The sequence below is a fragment of the Bdellovibrio reynosensis genome (assembly GCF_022814725.1).
Lineage (GTDB): Bacteria > Bdellovibrionota > Bdellovibrionia > Bdellovibrionales > Bdellovibrionaceae > Bdellovibrio > Bdellovibrio reynosensis.
The window spans coordinates 509,882-528,465 of the sequence record NZ_CP093442.1; the positions used below are offsets into that span (position 1 = coordinate 509,882).

An 18,584-nucleotide genomic window follows, 5' to 3' on the forward strand; every position below is an offset into this window, starting at 1 on the left:
TCCTACCTTAATGTTCTAAATGTGCGCGTTGCTGAAATAGTTTGATTGCCGCATCCATCTTTGGTTCTAACTGCAAATTGATAGTACTTATAAGGCTGCAGTCCTGTGATTTGAACGCTATGAAAACTATTTAAAGTTGAATCAAGAGCCGTCAGGGTGGATGTGCTAGAAATTCCATAACCAACCTGACTGTCGGCAGGCTCATTAGTCAGCCACTGAACAGTGGCCGATGTGCTTGTGATACTTGCAACTTGAATAGATGAAGCTGCTGGCGACGTGGCATCTAAATCACAAGAGCCCACAGCACCTCCGCTATCAGAAAGGGGAGACGTAGGGTCATTCGGGATCTCACAGACTTGAGTATTGTAGTGACCTTCTAGAATCAACTCTGGGCCAGCGACTTGCACTCCGTAAGTACGCGTTGAAGTCGCTGCAGCACCAGATACCGTGGCTAATCCTCCAGCAATGGAAATATTTAATTTACCTTGGGCTAAAAGCTCTTTTACTTTTGTTTCCCCTAAAAGCGAAATCAAATTTAATGTGCGCGACTGAGTTGTGTTGTCGTTAGGAATATCCGCAACAAACGAAGTCCAATAGTTCACAGCAGATGAACTTAATTCCCAAGATTCTATTGCGGATGTCGCTAAAGAATCATCAAAGCCACTTTCAGCAACCCCAATGCCGTTCACGATAATGGCTGATGCTCCGGCAGCGGCTCTCTTCACCTGAATTGCGATATCAGCTTTACCTAGACTCAAACTCGTGACCGGAACGCGCGGCAAACGAGGGTCGTAATAAAACTCCACAGCCCGAAATCCTGTCATCGCATTATTCCAAGAGGTCACTGGCGCAACGACTCCACTTGAAAAAGTATTTTCACCTATAGAGTTTCCATCATTATGCACGTAGGTATTCACAAAGCGATAATCCGGACTGGTCGTACATGTCAGTGGCGACCTTGAGACCGTAAACCCTTCCATAACCAAAAGTGGCTTATTGTAATAAGAATTATAGTTATTAAAAACAGCAGCGTCGTCACCGGTAACAACTCGGACCACGCCGTCGCTAACAACGTCCGTAGGCTTCAAAGTCGTTGGAGTCAGAAGATCTGCGATATTCAGATCAAAGGAATTTTTCGTCGCGACCTTATAATGGGTTAAAGCCCAATCCATAAAATAGGTGTTAGACGGGGAAGAGGGCGTCACAGCGGCTGCACACGCACCCACACAGACATAGTGTCTGTGACTGACCTTTGTAGAAGTCGTGGATACGTTTCCACCTGGGGGTCTACCTGTAAGCACCCCGTCAACAAAGATGGCCTCAGTATCAGAGTTGTCCCTTTGAGTAACAATGACGATATGCGCTTCATTCAGTTTATAGTTATTAGATGGATAAGTGTAAGTGAACTTAAACGGCCACTGCTTATTCTGCGTTTCAATATTCCAGTTGTTTCTACCAGCTGTAAAAGGCAAATCTGCATCGCTCCACTCAGGAATATCATCCGTGGCTTCAACAATGCTAGTCACTGTATAGATCTGGCCAAAGTCATTGCCATCACTGCGGGTGCCGTCTTCGCCAATAACGGGAGGTCCTAAAGCAGATCCTTTAGTAATCTCTCGCGCGGTTCCTGAGCATGACACTAAGAAACCAACCATAATCAATGATTGAAGCAATGTACTCAAACGGCCCATGGGGCTTATTGTACTCCTGTTGTGAAAAACACCAAGTCACAGGCTCAGCCTGAGTCAAACAGGTATTTGATTATGAGATTTTACTTATCTTACTAGGCAGAAATGAGACCGCTTAGGGACCAATTATTAGAGCTGCAAAGGGATCCTATTTCGATAATATTTTAAATAGAAACTAGTTTGTTCTATTCGAGAAAATTCCAAATCACTGCGCAAAAGACGAAAATCAGTGACAACATGCCTCCGTGATATAATGTGGGTCTATGTTTGCTGTGTTGCTGACTGCTTTTTTATTTTGGAATACGCCAGGAGTCGCCAAATCTAAATCAGGCGAAGCCACGCTTAAGTATGGCGTAAATTCAAATTACGCAATGCCGTTAGTTGAAATCAGAAGAACCCAGGATGTTGTGAATCTTGAAAGCGGCATTCTTAAAGATCTTGGCGAAGCAATCTATAAGGAACTAAAAATTCCGCTCAAAGTATTTCTTGTTCCTAAAAGAAGAGTGGCACCGGCCTTGGTTTCCGGTAACGTTGCCGTGGTCTGTCACCTCAACGAAGTTTGGCAGCCAGCTATTAAAGACGATGTTCTATGGAGTGTAGATCTTTATCGCAGCACCAACTTGATCGTTTATCTTGGTAACAAACCCGTTCAAAAAATCAAAGACCTTCATGGCGAGCGTGTAGGAACGGTCCTTAATTTTATTTATCAAATAATGGATGAATATTTTAAAAAAGGCGCGGTGATTCGCGAGGACGCGCCCAATAATGAAGCGAATATCCAAAAGCTAATCAATGGACGAATTTCTTATGCCATTATGTCCAATCTTGAATTTTCCTATTATAAAAAAATGTATCCCGCTTTAGAGTCAGCGGATCTTGGTTTAGATTCCGTCATGACCAAATGTGCGTTATCTAAAAAACAAGATATCATCACTATTGATGAATTAAACAAAGCTATCAACTCAATAAAAAAATCGGGTCAGCTAGATAGAATTTTAAAATCTTATTCCTACGATAAAAAAGCACAAGGCATTTAACCCTGTGCTTTTCGATGCCTAGTTGTCGTTGTCCCAGTTATTCCCAGGCACGACCGTCGGGCATGACTTGGTTATCTTGTTCTCTTTGCAGTGCGCGTTGTTGCTCCATCAAATCTCTGCGGTATTGATCTTGATTTCTTTGCATCCATTCTTGTTGTTGGTCAAGTTGCTCGCCAGTATCAAACTGGGACGTACGAGGACTAGTACCTATCGTTGATGAAGTGCTTGGTGGAGTCATGGGACCTGTAGGAGCACCTGAAACGGATCCACCAGAAATCGAGTTTGTTGAAGACGTAGAATTGTTATTGACGGGATTATCAACCGAGCCTACGGGATTTGTCGTTGTTGAAGCTCCTGAGGTGCTGTTCAAGGTATCAGTACTTTGTGTGGTTCCAGTGGTAGTACCAGTACCTGTTGTTGTAGTTCCCATACCCGTTGCAGAATTTGTTTGAGCGTGGGCGCTGCCAGCAAGAAGAAGCATCAATGCAAATATCTTAATGGCATTCATGACGAACCTCCTAATGACGACGTTTCAAAAACATTCTCAACAAGCCTACGCCCGCAATGCCAGCAAAGCTTGCAGCTACGGGATGTCTTCTTAAATATGAACTTGATGTAGTCAAAACACGGCTCCAAGTTTCTGGATTCGAAACCATGTTCATGGCTTTAGATGAAAAATCTGACACTGTAGATGCAATATTTTTTCCGGAACTTTGTGAGCTTTGACTTCCAAAACCACTGCTGCTTGACGCTTGTGAACTTCTGGAAGCGTTACTGCTTGGTGAAAAAGAACTGGAAGATTGTGAAGATGCTGATTGTTGAGCCATAAAAGCCTCCTTTTAATGGTGCCTTTATTGTCGCTCCGAAAAATATGAGTACCAACTGTCTAAAGCCAGTCTTTGTGTTATGTCATCATATTCCCATGTCATTCGGACTTTGATAGGGCTCCTTTTTGTCTAGAGTTTTTTCAATCTTAGTTTGGTCGACCGGCATTTCTTTCAAGCCAGAAATTGCAGGACCATTGATCACTTCCCCGGTCGCAGCAAAACGAGAACCGTGGCAGGGGCAGTCCCAAGTTTTTTCAGTTTCGTTCCAATGCACAACCCCGCCTAGATGAGGGCAAATGGCACTGAAACTTTTTATTTGATTATTTTCATCACGATAAACGGCGACCTTTTGCCCATGGATTTCAAACAGGCCGCCATCACCTGGTTGCAAATGATCTTTCGTCCATTCTTTCGGAACATGAATTCGTTCTGTGTACTGACGAAGAATGTTGGTATTTTCTTTTACGAATTGCATTGTTGCTCGCAAGTTGATCCGGCTGGGTGAATACAAATCAGCCCATTCATTCGGAGTCCCTTGAAGTAAATCCCGAATCACCATCGAAGCAATGGCACCGTGAGTAAGGCCATGGCCTGAATCTCCCGTTGAGATAAAGATATTATTGTCTCCAGGATTTTTTCCGATGAAAGCTAAACCATCGGTGGGTTCGATAATCTGACCTGACCACCGGTGAACTATCTCACCTTGAAGATGCAATCTTTCTTTAGCCCAGATATCAAGATCGTCAAAACGCGTTTCCGTGTGAGAATCTTGACCCACTCGGTGGTCTTCGCCACCGATGATAACTAAATCTTTGCCTGGGGTGGTTTCAGGAATCAGGCGCACATAATGATAAGGCTTCGTGGTATCCCAGAATAAAACATCCGGAAAAGTTCCCGATGGAACTTCAACACCGATGATATAGGTACGGTAGGCCGCCTCTTTGGTGTGCATATGAAAGCGATCATTCACCGGAACATTGGTAGCGACCACTATCGACTTTGCATATATCATGGAACCGTTGTTCGTCTTCACATAAGTGGAGTCCGTGTCTTCAAACTCAACCGCAGGGGTGTGCCCATAAATCTCGCCCCCCATTTTTTGAATCGAAGCCAGCAGTCCTTTAATAAATTTTAAAGGATGGATGCGAGCCTGCTGAGGATAAGAAATCGCCGGGCCAAAATGCGCGAAATAAGGCGGGGAAGGCAGCAACTCACAAGGTGCTCCTAAACGAAGACTGGCTTCAAACTCTTCTTCAAAATCATCCCTTTCAGTTTCCGGGCTTAAATATAAAAATCCCGGAATGCGTTTGAAGTCGCAGGCAATATTTTCTTCTGCAATGATTTTTTCAATCAGGTCAATGGCATCACTATGGCTGCTCAGGGCTTGGTTTGCTTTTGTTTCCCCGTGCAACTGAATCAGTTTTGTGAAGCCTTCATCCAGAACATAGGAAAGATGGGCACTCGTGCGAGCCGTTTCATTTTCCCCAAAGGATTCTTTGTCGATAAGGACAACCTTAAATCCGTTCTTCAACAGAATGTAAGCCGTCATGACGCCAGCTATTCCGGCACCCACAACACATACATCGGTATGCAAAGTACCCAAAAGGGGCGTATAGAGTGGAGGATCAATTTCTTGCCAATAGGATTCGTGATTTTGATGTTGATGAAACATAGGCTCAGTGTGAATCCTGCAGAGATAAATTCAATTTACAGAATGGAAATTTATCTTTGCACTTCATGGTAAAACACACGACCGGATAAGTTGCGTTCCCATAAGATTGTGTCGAATAATTCATCTATGAATTTACAAGAAATTGAAAATGATCTTCGCGCGCTAGTGTCTCAAAAAAATTATCCCTGTGTGGCTGCTGTTAAAGCATTTCATGACGGTGACTTTATCTTTGATACCTACAGCAAGTTTGGAACAGGGGAATCTGCCCAGCGCCTGGCCCAGAATTTACTTTCATTTAAAGAAAAGCAAAGTAAACCAGGTGGGGAATACTTAACATATATCGCAGTTTTCCCCGAGGATCAAAGCACGGACGAACACACATTTGAAATGCACTTGTTTCATGAGCTTTCAGCCATTTGGAATTTTCCTGAAATCGCGGGGAAGTGGGATGAAAAATTCAGTTCAAATCCGGATGATAAGAATTTTTGTTTTAGTCTAGACGGAAGCGCTTTTTTCGTTGTTGGTATGCATCCCCAAAGCAGCCGACGGGCACGCCGTTTGCCTTACAACGCATTGATATTTAATTTATACAGTCAGTTTCAAGTCCTACGTGAAAAAGGTGTGTTTGATTCGATGGTGAAATCCATCCGTCATCGCGATATGCAATTTCAAGGTTCGGTTAATCCTATGGTGGAACAGTATGATAATAAGTGGGAGGCAATCCAGTACTCTGGAAAAATGAATCCACCAGACTGGAAATGCCCCTTTAGCAGAAATAAAACTTAAACCGATGGTTGAGATTCGTCGCGATTGTGTCTGCGAATCTCATTCTTTCTTTGATCCTCTGTTTGCGCAAAGACTTCGATCATCTTCTTATTAAAGGCAGGGATATCCGCAGGCTTGCGACTTGTCACTAAGCCACTGTCTTCAACCACTTCTTCATCAACCCAATCGGCCCCGGCATTCATGATATCAGTACGAACTGATGGGTAGGATGTGACTTTTCTGCCCACTAGAATGCTAGTTTCGATAAGTATTTGAGGACCATGACAGATAGCTGCTATGGGTTTTTCATCGTCGATGAATTCTTGCACGAACTGAACTGCTTCGTCATCCAGGCGCAGTTTATCAGGGCTCATGACTCCACCAGGAATTAGCAAGCCATCGTATTCGGCTGAATCTGCATCTTCGACAGTGCGATCCACTTCAATGGTTTTTCCCCACTTATCATGGTTCCAAGCCTTGATGACGCCCTTTTTTAAAGAAATTATATGAGTATCTGCGCCCGCTCTTTCAAGAGCTTTCTTTGGATCAAACAGCTCAGATTCTTCAAAACCTTCAGCGGCTAAAATTGCTATTGATTTCCCTGAAAGATCGGCCATGGGGAACTCCTTCGTAGTGTAAGATAAAAAAGGCCGGAAGAATCCTTCTGCCGGCCACCCCAATAGGGGTAAAAATTAATGATTTGATGATGACGAGGAAGAACCAGATTTTTTGCTGCTGGATTTTTCGCTTCCAGAGCTTCTGCTTTCTGATTGTCTTTCTTCCCTTTCTTCGCTTTTTTGTACACGAAGGTTGTTCGTGACTTCTTGAACTCCAAAGGAATGTTCAATAGCATCTTCGGCTAAGTATTTCATTCGACGGTCAGGAACTGCGCCTTCAAGTGTGACTTTGGCCTCTGACACTTCCACGTCAATATTTTCAGCGTCAATTTCTGGGTGACGGGTTAAGATCTCGCAAATCTCTTCTTTAATGCGTTCATCGGAACGTTTAAAGCCCTTGGGTCCGCGGCCTGTATAATTACGTTGGCTTTCTTGGCTGTAACCACTTTGGTTGAACTGACCGAAATTTTGTTCCCCTGTTTGTGCGCCATAACCGAACTGACTGTAACGATCTTGTTGTTCATAATCCATACGATCATTGCGATCACGGTCCCGGTAGCCTTCTTCACGGCCGAAGCGGCTTTGTTCGTAGTATTCACTTTGACCACCACGACGAGAGCCGCCCCCGCGCGAATATCCACGATCGTCATTTGAACGATAACGTTGATGTTGATTACGGCTCATTTGATAGTCATCGTCTTCGCCGCGATAGCCAGAACGCTCGTCCATAGGGTCATTTTCATACCAATCTTGTCGTTCATTGCTACGGGAATAGCGTCCTTGATTGCCAGAGCTGCGGTCATAGTTTCGCTGATTCGGCATTGCCCATTTCTCCTGTTAAAAGTGTATGTAAGTTGTTACTGCGTTAACGAGGATGAAACAAAAATACACTGAAGCCTAGGAAACTCTGTCGACCTTTTCAGAAAACAAGAAGTTACTCTTTAAAAACTTTGTTAAAAAAGTTTGAAGCACCTAAATATTTTTTTAATGCCAAAAGTTTTTTCTTTGTAATCGGACCTTGGTGCTTCGGAGATTGGTTGGTTCTATGCAATCAAACACCACTGATTACATAGGCTGCAGAAAGCAAGTTTACTATCATATAGGCAAATAAACCCAAGCAGGGAGGCCTACATGAATAATAAATTAGCAATGCTAGTTGCAGCTTCTCTTGTCGTCGCCAGCGGTGGTGCCTATGCTGACGGGGATAAGAAGGGACATATAAAGGATGATCAGGTTTCAAAAACCTATCATACTGAAAAAACAGCCGATGATCAGGCGATGATGAACGAAAAAGACACTGAACTTACTCGTCGCGTGCGTGAACAAATTGTCGCTGACGAAAAGCTCTCTATGAATGCAAAAAATATCAAGATCATCGCACAAAATGGCAAAGTCACTTTAAAAGGCCCGGTTGATTCTGCGGGTGAGCGTAACAAAGTTGAAGCCATTGCAAAAAAAGTTTCGGGTGCAAAATCCATCATTAATCAAACTGAAGTAGAAAAAGAATAGGAGGCTTATATGGGTAAGCAAGGAAGAAAAGTTGTTTACGGGATCTTTCAAAACCGTGCAAGTTTAGAATCGTGTGTAAGTAACCTTCGCCTCGAAGGCTTCCGTCCAGAGGACGTTTCAGTATTAATGCCAGATAAAGGCGACACTGCGACCTTCGCCCACGAAAAAGGAACGAAGGCGCCAGAAGGTGCTGCCATCGGTGGCGGTACGGGTGCAGTTCTTGGTGGTACTTTAGGTTGGCTAGTGGGTATTGGTGCTGTGGCAACAATTCCTGCTCTTGGACCTTTAGTAGCGGCAGGCCCTATCATGAGTGCGCTGGCGGGTCTTGGTGTTGGTACCGCAGTAGGTGGATTGGCTGGAGCCTTAGCGGGTCTAGGCATTCCTGAATACGAAGCAAAACGCTATGAAAAATATGTTAAAGACGGCGGTATCCTGATTTCCGTTCACGTCGATGACAATGACTGGGAAGACAAGGCTGAAAGAATTCTTGAGGCTTCTGGAGCGAAAGATATTTCGAATTCTACAGAAGTCAGCCAAAAAGAATTCCGTCAATCTTCTAGCGATCAAAAAACAACACGTTTTTAATAAAAAATTAAAAAATGCCCCTCTTCATGAGGGGCTTTTTTTTATCTATCGTGCTCTGGCGAAGTCAGGGTGTATGCAAGGTAAATAATCAATGTTCAACTGGAAAAACATAAATCTTAAAAGTAAAAAGGTCCGAGTTATTCTTATAGTGGTTCTTGTCCTAGGGGCCATTCGCGTCGCACTTCCATTTGCTATCAAGACGGCTTTTAATTCCTTCATGGGGGATTTTTCTAAAGTTTTTGCCGTTCATCTGGAAGATGTGGATTTGGGTATCCTGCGAGGAGCCTACCGCCTAGAAGGCCTTGAGGGAAAATTGAAAGAAAAGGACCGCGTATTTCTGCAAACCGAGTCCATTGATATTTCCATGGCTTGGCGGGATCTTTTTAGAGGTGACTTAAGAACTGATATTGTCATCGAAGGCCTCGATCTAAAGTTGAACGAAGAGCTGCTTGAGGGAATTAAAAAAAATGCGGCGGAATCAAAAAAGGATGCTGAAAAAGCCGGGGAAAAAGTTTTTCCAGTGAACATTTCCCGCGTGGATATAAAAAACTCAAGCATTGAAATTTCAAAAATGCCTGGAGCTATTAAAGATCTGACTTTTAAAATCAACCAAATTCAAGGTCGTGTTTCCAATGCCACCCCGACGGAAGAAAGCGGTAAAACTGTCGCTAACATCAAAGGAGTATTACAAGATTCGGCCACTATTTACGGAGTGGCGGAAGTAAATCAGAAGAAAATCCCCAATGATTGGCTTCTTGCCGTCGAACTAAGAAAATTTGATTTAAAAGCCGTAAATCCGTTGACTGAAAAGTATGTGCCTTTGTCTTTTAGAAAGGGCAGTTTGGATTTGTATGCGGAGGTAAAAGGTGAAAACAACGCGGTCAAAGGGTATCTAAAGCCATTTATGTCAGATATGGAATTTGTCGGGGATCAAAAAGATTTTAAAGGACTAAAACACTTCGGTATCGAAGTTTCTAGTGACCTGGCAAAGCTGATCTTTAGCAATAAAGAAAACAAAACTCTCGCAACCAAAGTAGATTTTAATTATGAAAAAGGTAAGCTTGATTGGAGTGCTGGCGACGTGATGGCAAATGCCTTGGAACACGGTTACCGCCAAGAAATCCCGGCTGGCTTAGAAAACAAATACAGATTGGAATAACGAAAGGACTTAGAAATGCAACTGGCAAAACTTTTATTGGGTTTGATGGTTTCTGCAACGCTTGTTTCATGCGCCACTCGCGAAGAGCGTGAAGAGGCTGAAGCAAAAAAAGCAGCAGCGAAGGCAGGACCAAGTATCGAAGCAAAACAAGTGGCCGCTGAACAAGAAACGTCCTTTGTGACCGAGTTTGCTTTCCCGAAAGGATCTGCAGAACTTACCGAGCAAGCTAAGGCCGATGTCCGCAGAGTGATTTCCAATGCTAAAAGAAATGGTGATATTGATGAAATCAAAGTGATCACTTGGGGCGATTCAGAATACCCATCTGTTCATACAAAGAAACTTTCAAAAGCGGAAATCGATTTAGTTAAAAAACGTAACAAAGCTATTAAAGATTTTGTAAAAGAATTCAGTAACACGGATGTAGACTCTCACAGCATGGCGGAGCGTCCTGGCACGATCACAAATCTTTTGAACACAGAAGATGCGAAAGTAAAAAAATCTTTGGAAGTTGCGGGTATTCCAACAACAGATACTGCAGTGAAAACTCCATCGAAAGCTTCTAAATCAATCATCATGGTAATTACAGAGTAAAAATAAATTGCTCTTAAGTACTAAAAAAAGCCGAACCAAGACAAGGTTCGGCTTTTGCTTTTTTCTACTTTGCCCCAAGACTTGAGGGCATTATTCCCCGTTTTGTGAATTGTTATTCTTTAAAACCAATGAAAACGAATTCGCTAAGACGAAGTTGGCCCTGTCCGTGCATCTTTAGAGATGTTTAAAGGAGGACACCATGGCTAGTTCAAATATTTCCCAAAATGATTGGACTATGGTGAAGGCTGAAATCCAAAAAACCTGGGAAGGTTTAAGTGCCGACGAGTTAGAGCAAACCCACGGCGACGTTCATGAAATCGCCGAACTCGTACACGATAGATACGGCCTAGACACCGACGATGCAGAACAAAAAGTAGAAGATGTGATTGCCCGATGCGGAACTGCCGCCGGCAGTCCAAGTTGGGGGTTAAATGAAGACTATGAACAGGATTCCTCAGACACCGAATCCTTTGGTTTACCAGGCCCTTCTGGAGCTAAGAATGTCAGCGCAAGCAGCGAACAAGCCGGAAGTTCCCGTGGATCCGCGCAAAGTTCGCAATCAGCCGGAAGTTCAGCGCAATCCCAAGCAAGTGGAAAAACCCGAAATCAAGAATCCAGCGGTTCCCCAGAAACCGGAAGTTCAAGAACATCCCGAAGTTCCGAAAACCAAGGCAACTTTGGCAGCCAAAATGAGGAGTAATCTTATGACAACAAGAATTCTAGGTTCGATGTTAGTGGTGTTATCTTTTATATCCATTAATGCCTTCGCCGGTGTTAATTCCGAAACCGAAGACAGCGTCAAGGGACTAGGTGCCGCAAAGGTTATGGAAATTGAGTTTGAAGAAGGCAAAGCGGATCTTTCTGAAGATGCAAAAAAAGAAATCCGCGAACAAATTGCTGAAGCTAAAGAAGGCAAAAAAATTGATAGCCTTCAGGTGGCAAGTTGGCCTGATAAAGAATATCCAACCAAAGACGTGAAGCCTTCTAAGGGGGATGTGGAGCTAGCGAAAAAACGCGGCGAGAATGTGAAGACATTCATTAAAGATGAGATGAAAGCTGTTAGCAGCGTCAGAGTCTTTAATATGTCAGAACGTCCAAATCCATTGGAAAAGTTTCTGCGCACAAAAGAAGCTAAAGTTAAAAACACTTTAGAAGCCAGCGGTGCCGCGCCAAGAACTAAAGATGAAACTGGATTCTTTGGTACTAAAGGCAAAGCTTCTAAAGCCTTAATCATGATTTATTATGAATAAACCACGGAGGATATCATGAAGCAGTTTTCAATCTGCTTTCTATTAGTCACCTGGATTTATATGCTTCCGGCTCAGGCGAATTTTTTCATCGAGCCGGCCGTCACCTATGAGCAAAGCACAGACGAAATTGATTGGCCGACGCCGTTTACAAATTCCACAGGGAATACAACAGGGCTTGGCGCAAATATCAAAGTCGGCGTGCATGCTTTGGAATCTTTTTTTGCAGCTTTGGATGTATCCTATTCCAAACCCAACTTTGAAAACTCGGTCTCAAATTACGATGCCAATGCGACATCGTTTTTATACGGGGTCGTGGGTGGAGCGCAAATGCCCATCGTGGGCTTGCGTTTATGGGGTGGTTACGTCCTTGGTGGCGAGATGGATCCCGATAAGAGTGGCACCGTGGATGCTAAATTTTCGGGCGCAAAAGGACCTAAGGTTGGCGTTGGGTTTCGCATCTTGATGTTCAGTGTGAATCTAGAGTATTCAGATTTAAAATACGATAAAGCTGAAGTGACTGAAGACACATTGGGCGAAGCAGAAGATGAGATGACCCATAAGATGACGACTTTAAGTTTTAGCTTTCCGTTCACTTTATAAGTTCCAAAAAATAAGTGGTTTGGGTGTCTATAGGCTTAAAAGCAGGGCGCCCAGGCCCACCGTCGTCGCACCGATTATTTGATATCGGGTGATCGCCTCCTTCAACAATAACGAAAACAACACAGCAAAGAAAATGGAGCTATTGCGCAGTGAAATCGCAAGGCCCGGCGCTGTGACTTCAAGCCCATAAAGAAATATTAAAAAGCTCGCGGTGGCGGCTGCACCTGTGGCCGCGACTCTTTTGCCATGATTTTGCAAAGTGAATTTAATTCTTGTGACCGGATTTTTTCTTAAGCCCCACGCTAAAAATGGCAATGACACAAGCATCGCTACACAGAACAAGGATTTTGTTTCTGCCTTATGAACCAAGGCCTGGTGATAACAAAGATGATAGCCGGCGATAAAAATGGCGCTCAGATAAGACCATTTATTTTCCTGCCATCCTAAATTCAATAACAATCCGGAGTTGCCTCCATTCATCACCAAGATTCCTGAAAGAATTAAAAACGCGCCGGCTAAATGCTGACCGTGAAAGGCTTCACCCAAAAAAATCGAAGAAATAATCCAAACAACAACCATGGCTCCGCCACGCATAATCGCATAGGAGGCGCCAAGGGTAGAGGCATTCAAAGCTTTACTAAGAGTTAAAAAATACAGGCCCTCAAGCACACCGGAAAAGATAGCAATCTTGGTTGCCGTCGCATTTGGAAGTTGGAACCCGGTGCCTGTTAAAACCAAAACCAGGGTGATAAGTCCGCTTAAAAGGATGGTTAAAAAAAGAAAGCTTTCCTTGTCTTTCGTGGATTTTGCCAGGGCATTCCAGGCAGCATGCAATAGGGCAGAGAAGAGAAGTAAAAGGGGGCCTAAACTCATATCGTAAGTTGTAGTTTTTTTAGGCTTAAAGAGCCAGAAAAATGTGCCTTCAAAGGGGGCTTTCATGATATGCAGTGTCCATGAAAATTTCCGACTTAGATTTCCAATTCCCAGAGGAGCTTATTGCGACTACTCCCGCACGCCCATCCCGCGTGATGTGGGTGAATACATCTGGACACCCAGAGGAAATCACCATCGCCGATCTTATCTCTAGAATCCCTGCCGGTGATGTGTTGGTTCTTAATAACACCCGCGTTTTAAAGCGCCGGGTTTTTTCTGATGACATCGAAATTTTATTTCTAAAACAGCTCAACGCCACGGACTGGGAAGTTTTATTTCCATCAAAGAAATTCAAAGTCGGCGCAACACTTGCACTTCCTTTAGGAGTGACGATGACCTTATTCGAAAAAGGTCGCCCACAAAAAGTCCGTTTGGATAAGGAAGTCAGCGAAGACTATTTCCAGCAAGTGGCAGAACTGCCTCTTCCGCCCTACATTCAAAAAGCCCGCGATCAACGCCACACTGTGGATGCGGATGAATCTTGGTATCAAACGGCTTGGGCCAAAGAGCCGGGAAGTTTTGCAGCTCCCACAGCAAGTCTTCATTTTACTCAAAGTGATCTTACAAATCTTAAATCTCGCGGCGTGAATATCGTCGAAGTGACTTTGCACGTGGGTCTTGGCACTTTCTTGCCAGTGACGGCTGATGATCTTGATGATCATGACATGCATGAAGAATACGTCGAGATCACTGCCGAAGCGTGGAAGCAGATTTCTGACGCCAAAAAGCAAGGCCGTAAAATCTGGGCCCTGGGCACGACCTCTACGCGCTCTTTGGAAAGTGCAGGACAAGGCATACTGAAAGGTTCCCCGCAAGAGGGATACCAGGGGTTTACTAAATTATTAATCCAACCCGGCTACGAATTTAAAATCGTCGATCGTTTGCTGACGAATTTTCACCAACCGCAATCCACGCTACTTGCATTAGTGGCAGGTTTTTCAAGCCTTGAAAGACTAAAAGCTTGCTACTTATGGGCGGTTGAGAGAAAGTTCCGTCTCTTTTCTTACGGCGATTTATCTGTCTGGGCGGCGGACGCCAGCAGAGTCGAAGCGCCCAGGGCGCAGGCTGAAGCAGTATCCGGTTTAGATAAAAAGGTGTGACTATGTTAGACGGTGGTAAAACTACGATGACTTCTGAAATGGGCTTAGGTGAATTTAAAGTTCACGCAACTGCGGGCAATGCCCGTCGCGCAACCTTGATGACAGCTCACGGTCCGGTGCAAACTCCAGTGTTCATGGCAGTAGGTACGAAAGCGACTGTTAAAGCGATGACCCCGGAAGAATTAAAAGACTGCGGCACCCAAGTTGTTCTGGGTAACACGTACCATCTTCATCTTCGCCCTGGCGAAAAAACCATCGCAAAAATGGGTGGCTTGCATAAATTTATGAACTGGCATGGCCCGATACTGACGGACTCTGGTGGTTTCCAAGTTTTCTCGTTATCGCAACTTAGAAACATGTCTGAAGAAGGTGTTGAATTCCGCTCGCACTTAGATGGTGCCAAACACTTTATCTCTCCAGAAAAGAGCATGGAAATTCAAATGGACCTGGGTTCAGACATCATCATGGCTTTTGATGAATGCTTGCAATACCCGGCGACTGAAGAGGAAATCGATAAATCCATGGCTTTAACTTACCGTTGGTTGTTGCGCTCAAAAGCCGCGATGACTCGTAAGGAAAGTTTGTTATTCGGGATCGTGCAAGGGGGCTTAAGTCTTAAGCATCGCTTAAAAAGCATGGAGCAAATCTGTTCTGTAGAGCTCCCAGGTTATGCTTTAGGTGGCTTCAGTGTAGGTGAGCCGATTCATCTTATGCATGAATTGCTTCCGCATGTGGCGCCTAAAATGCCAGCAAATAAGCCGAGATATTTGATGGGCGTGGGAACTCCAACGGACTTGATCATTGCAATTGATTCAGGAATCGACATGTTTGATTGCGTCATGCCTACTCGTGTGGCACGCAACGGAACTATTTTTACTTGGCAAGGTAAGGTCAGTATCAAGCGCAGTGAATACCGTGAGGACAGTTCTCCTCTAGATCCAGAATGTGATTGTTATACGTGCACGAACTATTCAAAAGCCTACTTGCGTCACCTGTTCCTTTCAGGGGAGATTTTGGGTTCGCGCTTAAATACTATTCACAACATTCATTTCTATATGAAGTTGATGGAACTTGCCCGCAAAGCCATCGAAGAAGGCCGTTGGGAAGCCTTCCGTGATGACTGCCTGACGCGTTTTGTAAAGAAAGAGCGCTAGAGTTAACTATTGATTCTTCCTAAGAAAGATGCTGAATTTTAACGTCAGCTAAAAGAACCATGTTCATCGACAATCGCTTTAACTGTCGAAATGGGAATGGGCTTTAACTTTGGAGGAATCATGTTATTTGGACTTCTTGTATCGACAGCTTATGCTCAAACTGCCCCAGCGGGTGGTCAGCCTTCAGCCTTTGAAATGTTCGTACCGTTTATCTTTATCTTCGTTATTTTCTACTTCCTTATCATTCGCCCACAAGCCAAAAGACAAAAAGATCATCAGAAGTTTTTGTCTGAGGTAAAACGTGGTGACGAAGTCGTAACTTCATCAGGCATCCTTGGCACTGTGGAAGGTATCACAGACCAATTCGTTACTTTGGAAATCGCTCCTGGCGTGCGTGTTAAGATGCTTCGCAGCCAGATCGCAACATCTCAGAAAGCAGCAACAGCAGAGGACAAAAAATAATGGAAGGACTTCGTTGGAGAACCATTCTCGCAGCATTAGGTGTGGCAGCCTCAATCGTTTGGGTATTGCCAAATGTCGTTAACTTTGGCGAAAAATCATGGTGGCCATCTAAGCAAAAACTAAACTATGGCTTGGATATCCAAGGTGGTTTGCACTTAGTTATGGGCGTTGACGTGGATGGCGTTGTTAAAGAAAGCACGACACGCTTGATCGGTTCTATGAAAGCAGAAATGCAAAAAGAGAACGTTGCTGTGGCAGATGTAAAATCTGAAAAGCCAGAGCAAGGTGAAGTTCAATTCGTGGTAGCAAAAGCTGAAGACCGCGCGGGAGTTGAAAAATTCTTGAGCGAAAAATACAGCACGGTTTTGCAGGTGATCAGTTCTACTGACACTACAGTAACAGCTCGTTATTTTGACGCTTACTTAAATGACTATAAAAATCGCGTGATCCAACAGGCGATTGAAACTATCCGCAACCGTATCGACGAATTCGGTGTGGCAGAGCCTTCAATCACTCAACAGGGCGCAAACCGTATCTTGATTCAATTGCCTGGGATGGCTGATGCTGAAAGAGCAAAACAGCTTATTAATACAACGGCAAAACTTGATTTCATGATCGTGTCTGATGAAGTTCAACCGCAAGCATTGCAAGCCATGATTGCTGACGCTGAAAAAGCCGGCAACTACACAATGGCTTCAATGAAGTACACGGACTACGTAGCGAAAGTGAACGAAGACCTTAAAGGAAAAATTCCTGAAAAGACGACTGTTTATTTCGAAAAGTCTGCAAACGCGACAACTATGGAAGCAGGAGCCATTCCTTACCTTCTTAAAACAGATACTAACTTGGGCGGTGACGCTCTTGATGACGCTTTCGTAGGTTACGACCAATACGGTGCGCCTCAAGTTTCTTTGCGTTTCAACTCTGCGGGTGCAGCAAAATTTGCTGATATCACAGGTAACAACGTGAACAGACAAATGGCGATCGTGCTAGATAAAATCGTAAAATCAGCTCCAAGCATCCGTGACCGTATCGCGGGTGGTGAAGCGGTGATCACACTGGGCAGTGCCCGTGATCGTAACTCTGGCATGGATGAAGCAAAGATGATTTCAACGGCACTTCGTGCCGGTGCTTTGCCTGCATCTTTAGAGCAACTTGAAGAGCGCCGTGTAGGTCCTACTTTGGGTGCGGATGCCATTGATAAAGCAAAAATGGGCTCTTACGTAGGTGCGCTTATCATCGTCCTATTCATGATCGTGTACTACCGCTCTATGGGGGCAGTGGCGAGCGTGGCATTGGGTCTGAACGTTTTGGGTATCTTTGCATTGTTAACTAGCTTCGGTGCGACTTTAACTCTTCCGGGTATCGCGGGTATCGCGTTGACTGTAGGTTTTGCGGTCGATGCGAACGTACTAATCAACGAACGTATTCGTGAAGAACTTCGTTTAGGCCACGGCATTCGTGTCGCGGTTAAAGAAGGTTATCACCGTGCGATGTCTGCGATTATCGATTCCAACGTAACGGTGGCAGCAACTGCGGTGGTTCTATTGTACTTCGGTACGGGCCCAGTGCGTGGTTTCGCCGTGACTCTTTTGATCGGTATCGTGACTTCAATGTTCGCGAATGTATTCGTTTCAAAAGTGATCGTTGATACACTTGTGTATAAATTCAATCTGAAAAAATTGTCAGTGTAGTAGGTGCTGAACATGACTATTAAAAATGATTCTTTTGGCCGTTTTGATTTCGTTGGAAAAGCCTGGTTGTTCGGGGGCATTTCCCTTTTATTGGTAGTCGCTTCTTTAGTTTACCTAGCAGTAAACGGAATCAACTACGGTATCGACTTTAAGGGTGGTACTGAAATCCAGGTTAAATTCGCAGGCGGGGTTCAAATCGATGAAATCCGTAAATCTGTGGATGATTTAAAACTGGGTGAAGTAGGTGTTCAGTCTTTCGGTGAAGGCAATGAATACATCGTTCGTTTCCAAGGTCGCCAAGGTGCTACTGATAAAGAAACGAATGAAATTCTAAATGCAGATCTTACGAAGATCAAAGATACGATCACGACTCAATTTGCAGCGGCTCAACCTGACATTCGTCGTGTTGATACCGTGGGTCCGCAAGTGGGTGCTGAATTAAAACGTAACGGTTTGCTAGCAGTTTTCTACTGCTTACTGGTAATCTTGATCTACGTTGCTCTTCGCTTTGACTATAAATTTGCTCCAGGCGCGGTGCTGTGTTTGGCCCATGATGCGATCATCACTTTGGCGGTGTTCGTAGCTGTTGGTAAGGAAGTGAACGTGGCTATCTTGGCTGCGATCATGACTCTTATCGGTTTTTCGCTGAATGACACCATCGTGGTGTTTGACCGTATCCGTGAAACTGAAGGTCACTATCACGAAAAGGGCTATGGCTTTATTATCAATCGTTCTATCAATGAGATGTTGGTTCGTACCATCATCACTTCTGGTACAACGTTCGTATCAGCATTGTGCTTGTATATCTTTGCTGACGGTACTGTGGCTGATATTGCCTTCGCAATTTGTGTGGGTATCTTCTTCGGCACGTATTCTTCCATTTACGTAGCAGCTCCGCTGGTACTATTGATGGAAAAATTGAACGCAAAAAAAGCTTAAGG

At 44.2% G+C, this 18,584-nt stretch carries 21 protein-coding genes; 14 read left to right on the forward strand and 7 right to left on the reverse strand.

What is annotated here, in order from left to right; genetic code table 11:
* Positions 1 to 2: 2 nt before the first annotated feature.
* A complete protein-coding gene (locus MNR06_RS02305) occupies positions 3 to 1,691 on the reverse strand; it encodes a fibronectin type III domain-containing protein (protein WP_243538388.1) in 1,689 nt (562 codons plus the stop codon).
* 260 nt (positions 1,692 to 1,951) lie between these two features.
* On the opposite strand from MNR06_RS02305, the gene MNR06_RS02310 reads away from it, so the two are divergent.
* Entirely contained in the window at positions 1,952 to 2,725 is a 774-nt protein-coding gene (locus MNR06_RS02310; protein ID WP_243538389.1) for a substrate-binding periplasmic protein, read from the forward strand.
* A 37-nt stretch (positions 2,726 to 2,762) separates the two neighbouring features.
* Here the strand turns inward: MNR06_RS02310 and MNR06_RS02315 are convergent, their stop codons facing one another.
* The 3 genes from MNR06_RS02315 to MNR06_RS02325 form a co-directional block, all read right to left on the reverse strand.
* Positions 2,763 to 3,233 (reverse strand): hypothetical protein, encoded by a 471-nt coding sequence (locus tag MNR06_RS02315; RefSeq protein ID WP_243538390.1) that lies wholly within the window; start codon positions 3,231 to 3,233, stop codon positions 2,763 to 2,765.
* 10 nt (positions 3,234 to 3,243) lie between these two features.
* A complete protein-coding gene (locus MNR06_RS02320; protein ID WP_243538391.1) occupies positions 3,244 to 3,552 on the reverse strand; it encodes a hypothetical protein in 309 nt (102 codons plus the stop codon).
* Between the two features lie 85 nt (positions 3,553 to 3,637).
* Complete coding sequence (locus MNR06_RS02325) at positions 3,638 to 5,224, reverse strand: FAD-dependent oxidoreductase (protein ID WP_243538392.1); 1,587 nt, start codon at positions 5,222 to 5,224, stop codon at positions 3,638 to 3,640.
* 108 nt (positions 5,225 to 5,332) lie between these two features.
* On the opposite strand from MNR06_RS02325, the gene gntA reads away from it, so the two are divergent.
* Positions 5,333 to 6,010 carry a guanitoxin biosynthesis heme-dependent pre-guanitoxin N-hydroxylase GntA gene (gntA, locus tag MNR06_RS02330; protein WP_407933192.1) on the forward strand — a complete coding sequence of 226 codons (678 nt, stop codon included), beginning with the start codon at positions 5,333 to 5,335 and terminating at the stop codon, positions 6,008 to 6,010.
* On the opposite strand, the gene MNR06_RS02335 is transcribed toward gntA, so the two are convergent.
* Both MNR06_RS02335 and MNR06_RS02340 read right to left on the reverse strand, forming a co-directional pair.
* Positions 6,007 to 6,606 carry a type 1 glutamine amidotransferase domain-containing protein gene (locus MNR06_RS02335; protein ID WP_243538394.1) on the reverse strand — a complete coding sequence of 200 codons (600 nt, stop codon included), beginning with the start codon at positions 6,604 to 6,606 and terminating at the stop codon, positions 6,007 to 6,009. The genes gntA and MNR06_RS02335 overlap by 4 nt on opposite strands.
* 75 nt (positions 6,607 to 6,681) lie before the next feature.
* Complete coding sequence (locus MNR06_RS02340) at positions 6,682 to 7,428, reverse strand: BON domain-containing protein (RefSeq protein ID WP_243538395.1); 747 nt, start codon at positions 7,426 to 7,428, stop codon at positions 6,682 to 6,684.
* A gap of 309 nt (positions 7,429 to 7,737) precedes the next feature.
* Between MNR06_RS02340 and MNR06_RS02345 the strand changes: the two genes are divergently transcribed.
* From MNR06_RS02345 to MNR06_RS02375, 7 genes are all read left to right on the forward strand, one after another.
* Complete coding sequence (locus MNR06_RS02345; RefSeq protein WP_243538396.1) at positions 7,738 to 8,115, forward strand: BON domain-containing protein; 378 nt, start codon at positions 7,738 to 7,740, stop codon at positions 8,113 to 8,115.
* A 9-nt stretch (positions 8,116 to 8,124) separates the two neighbouring features.
* Positions 8,125 to 8,700, forward strand: coding sequence for a quinol:electron acceptor oxidoreductase subunit ActD (locus MNR06_RS02350; RefSeq protein ID WP_243538397.1), 576 nt, complete (start codon positions 8,125 to 8,127; stop codon positions 8,698 to 8,700).
* Positions 8,701 to 8,791: 91 nt separating this feature from the next.
* Positions 8,792 to 9,859 carry a DUF748 domain-containing protein gene (locus MNR06_RS02355; RefSeq protein WP_243538398.1) on the forward strand — a complete coding sequence of 356 codons (1,068 nt, stop codon included), beginning with the start codon at positions 8,792 to 8,794 and terminating at the stop codon, positions 9,857 to 9,859.
* Between the two features lie 15 nt (positions 9,860 to 9,874).
* A complete protein-coding gene (locus tag MNR06_RS02360) occupies positions 9,875 to 10,450 on the forward strand; it encodes a hypothetical protein (protein WP_243538399.1) in 576 nt (191 codons plus the stop codon).
* Positions 10,451 to 10,649: 199 nt separating this feature from the next.
* On the forward strand, positions 10,650 to 11,150 hold the full coding sequence (locus tag MNR06_RS02365) for a hypothetical protein (RefSeq protein WP_243538400.1): 501 nt from the start codon (positions 10,650 to 10,652) through the stop codon (positions 11,148 to 11,150).
* A gap of 4 nt (positions 11,151 to 11,154) precedes the next feature.
* Positions 11,155 to 11,700, forward strand: coding sequence for a hypothetical protein (locus tag MNR06_RS02370; protein WP_243538401.1), 546 nt, complete (start codon positions 11,155 to 11,157; stop codon positions 11,698 to 11,700).
* Between the two features lie 15 nt (positions 11,701 to 11,715).
* Complete coding sequence (locus MNR06_RS02375; protein ID WP_243538402.1) at positions 11,716 to 12,300, forward strand: hypothetical protein; 585 nt, start codon at positions 11,716 to 11,718, stop codon at positions 12,298 to 12,300.
* Between the two features lie 27 nt (positions 12,301 to 12,327).
* Here the strand turns inward: MNR06_RS02375 and MNR06_RS02380 are convergent, their stop codons facing one another.
* Positions 12,328 to 13,239 carry a DMT family transporter gene (locus tag MNR06_RS02380; RefSeq protein WP_243538403.1) on the reverse strand — a complete coding sequence of 304 codons (912 nt, stop codon included), beginning with the start codon at positions 13,237 to 13,239 and terminating at the stop codon, positions 12,328 to 12,330.
* 14 nt (positions 13,240 to 13,253) lie between these two features.
* Here MNR06_RS02380 and queA point away from each other — a divergent pair, with 14 nt between their 5' ends.
* The 5 genes from queA to secF all read left to right on the forward strand — a co-directional run bounded on the left by queA (position 13,254) and on the right by secF (position 18,582).
* Entirely contained in the window at positions 13,254 to 14,333 is a 1,080-nt protein-coding gene (gene queA, locus MNR06_RS02385; RefSeq protein ID WP_243538404.1) for a tRNA preQ1(34) S-adenosylmethionine ribosyltransferase-isomerase QueA, read from the forward strand.
* A 2-nt stretch (positions 14,334 to 14,335) separates the two neighbouring features.
* A complete protein-coding gene (gene tgt, locus MNR06_RS02390; RefSeq protein WP_243540802.1) occupies positions 14,336 to 15,487 on the forward strand; it encodes a tRNA guanosine(34) transglycosylase Tgt in 1,152 nt (383 codons plus the stop codon).
* Between the two features lie 120 nt (positions 15,488 to 15,607).
* On the forward strand, positions 15,608 to 15,949 hold the full coding sequence (gene yajC, locus MNR06_RS02395; protein WP_243538405.1) for a preprotein translocase subunit YajC: 342 nt from the start codon (positions 15,608 to 15,610) through the stop codon (positions 15,947 to 15,949).
* Positions 15,949 to 17,643 (forward strand): protein translocase subunit SecD, encoded by a 1,695-nt coding sequence (gene secD, locus MNR06_RS02400; RefSeq protein ID WP_243538406.1) that lies wholly within the window; start codon positions 15,949 to 15,951, stop codon positions 17,641 to 17,643. Before yajC ends, secD begins: the two co-directional genes overlap by 1 nt.
* A gap of 12 nt (positions 17,644 to 17,655) precedes the next feature.
* Positions 17,656 to 18,582, forward strand: coding sequence for a protein translocase subunit SecF (gene secF, locus MNR06_RS02405; RefSeq protein ID WP_243538407.1), 927 nt, complete (start codon positions 17,656 to 17,658; stop codon positions 18,580 to 18,582).
* Positions 18,583 to 18,584 lie beyond the last annotated feature (2 nt).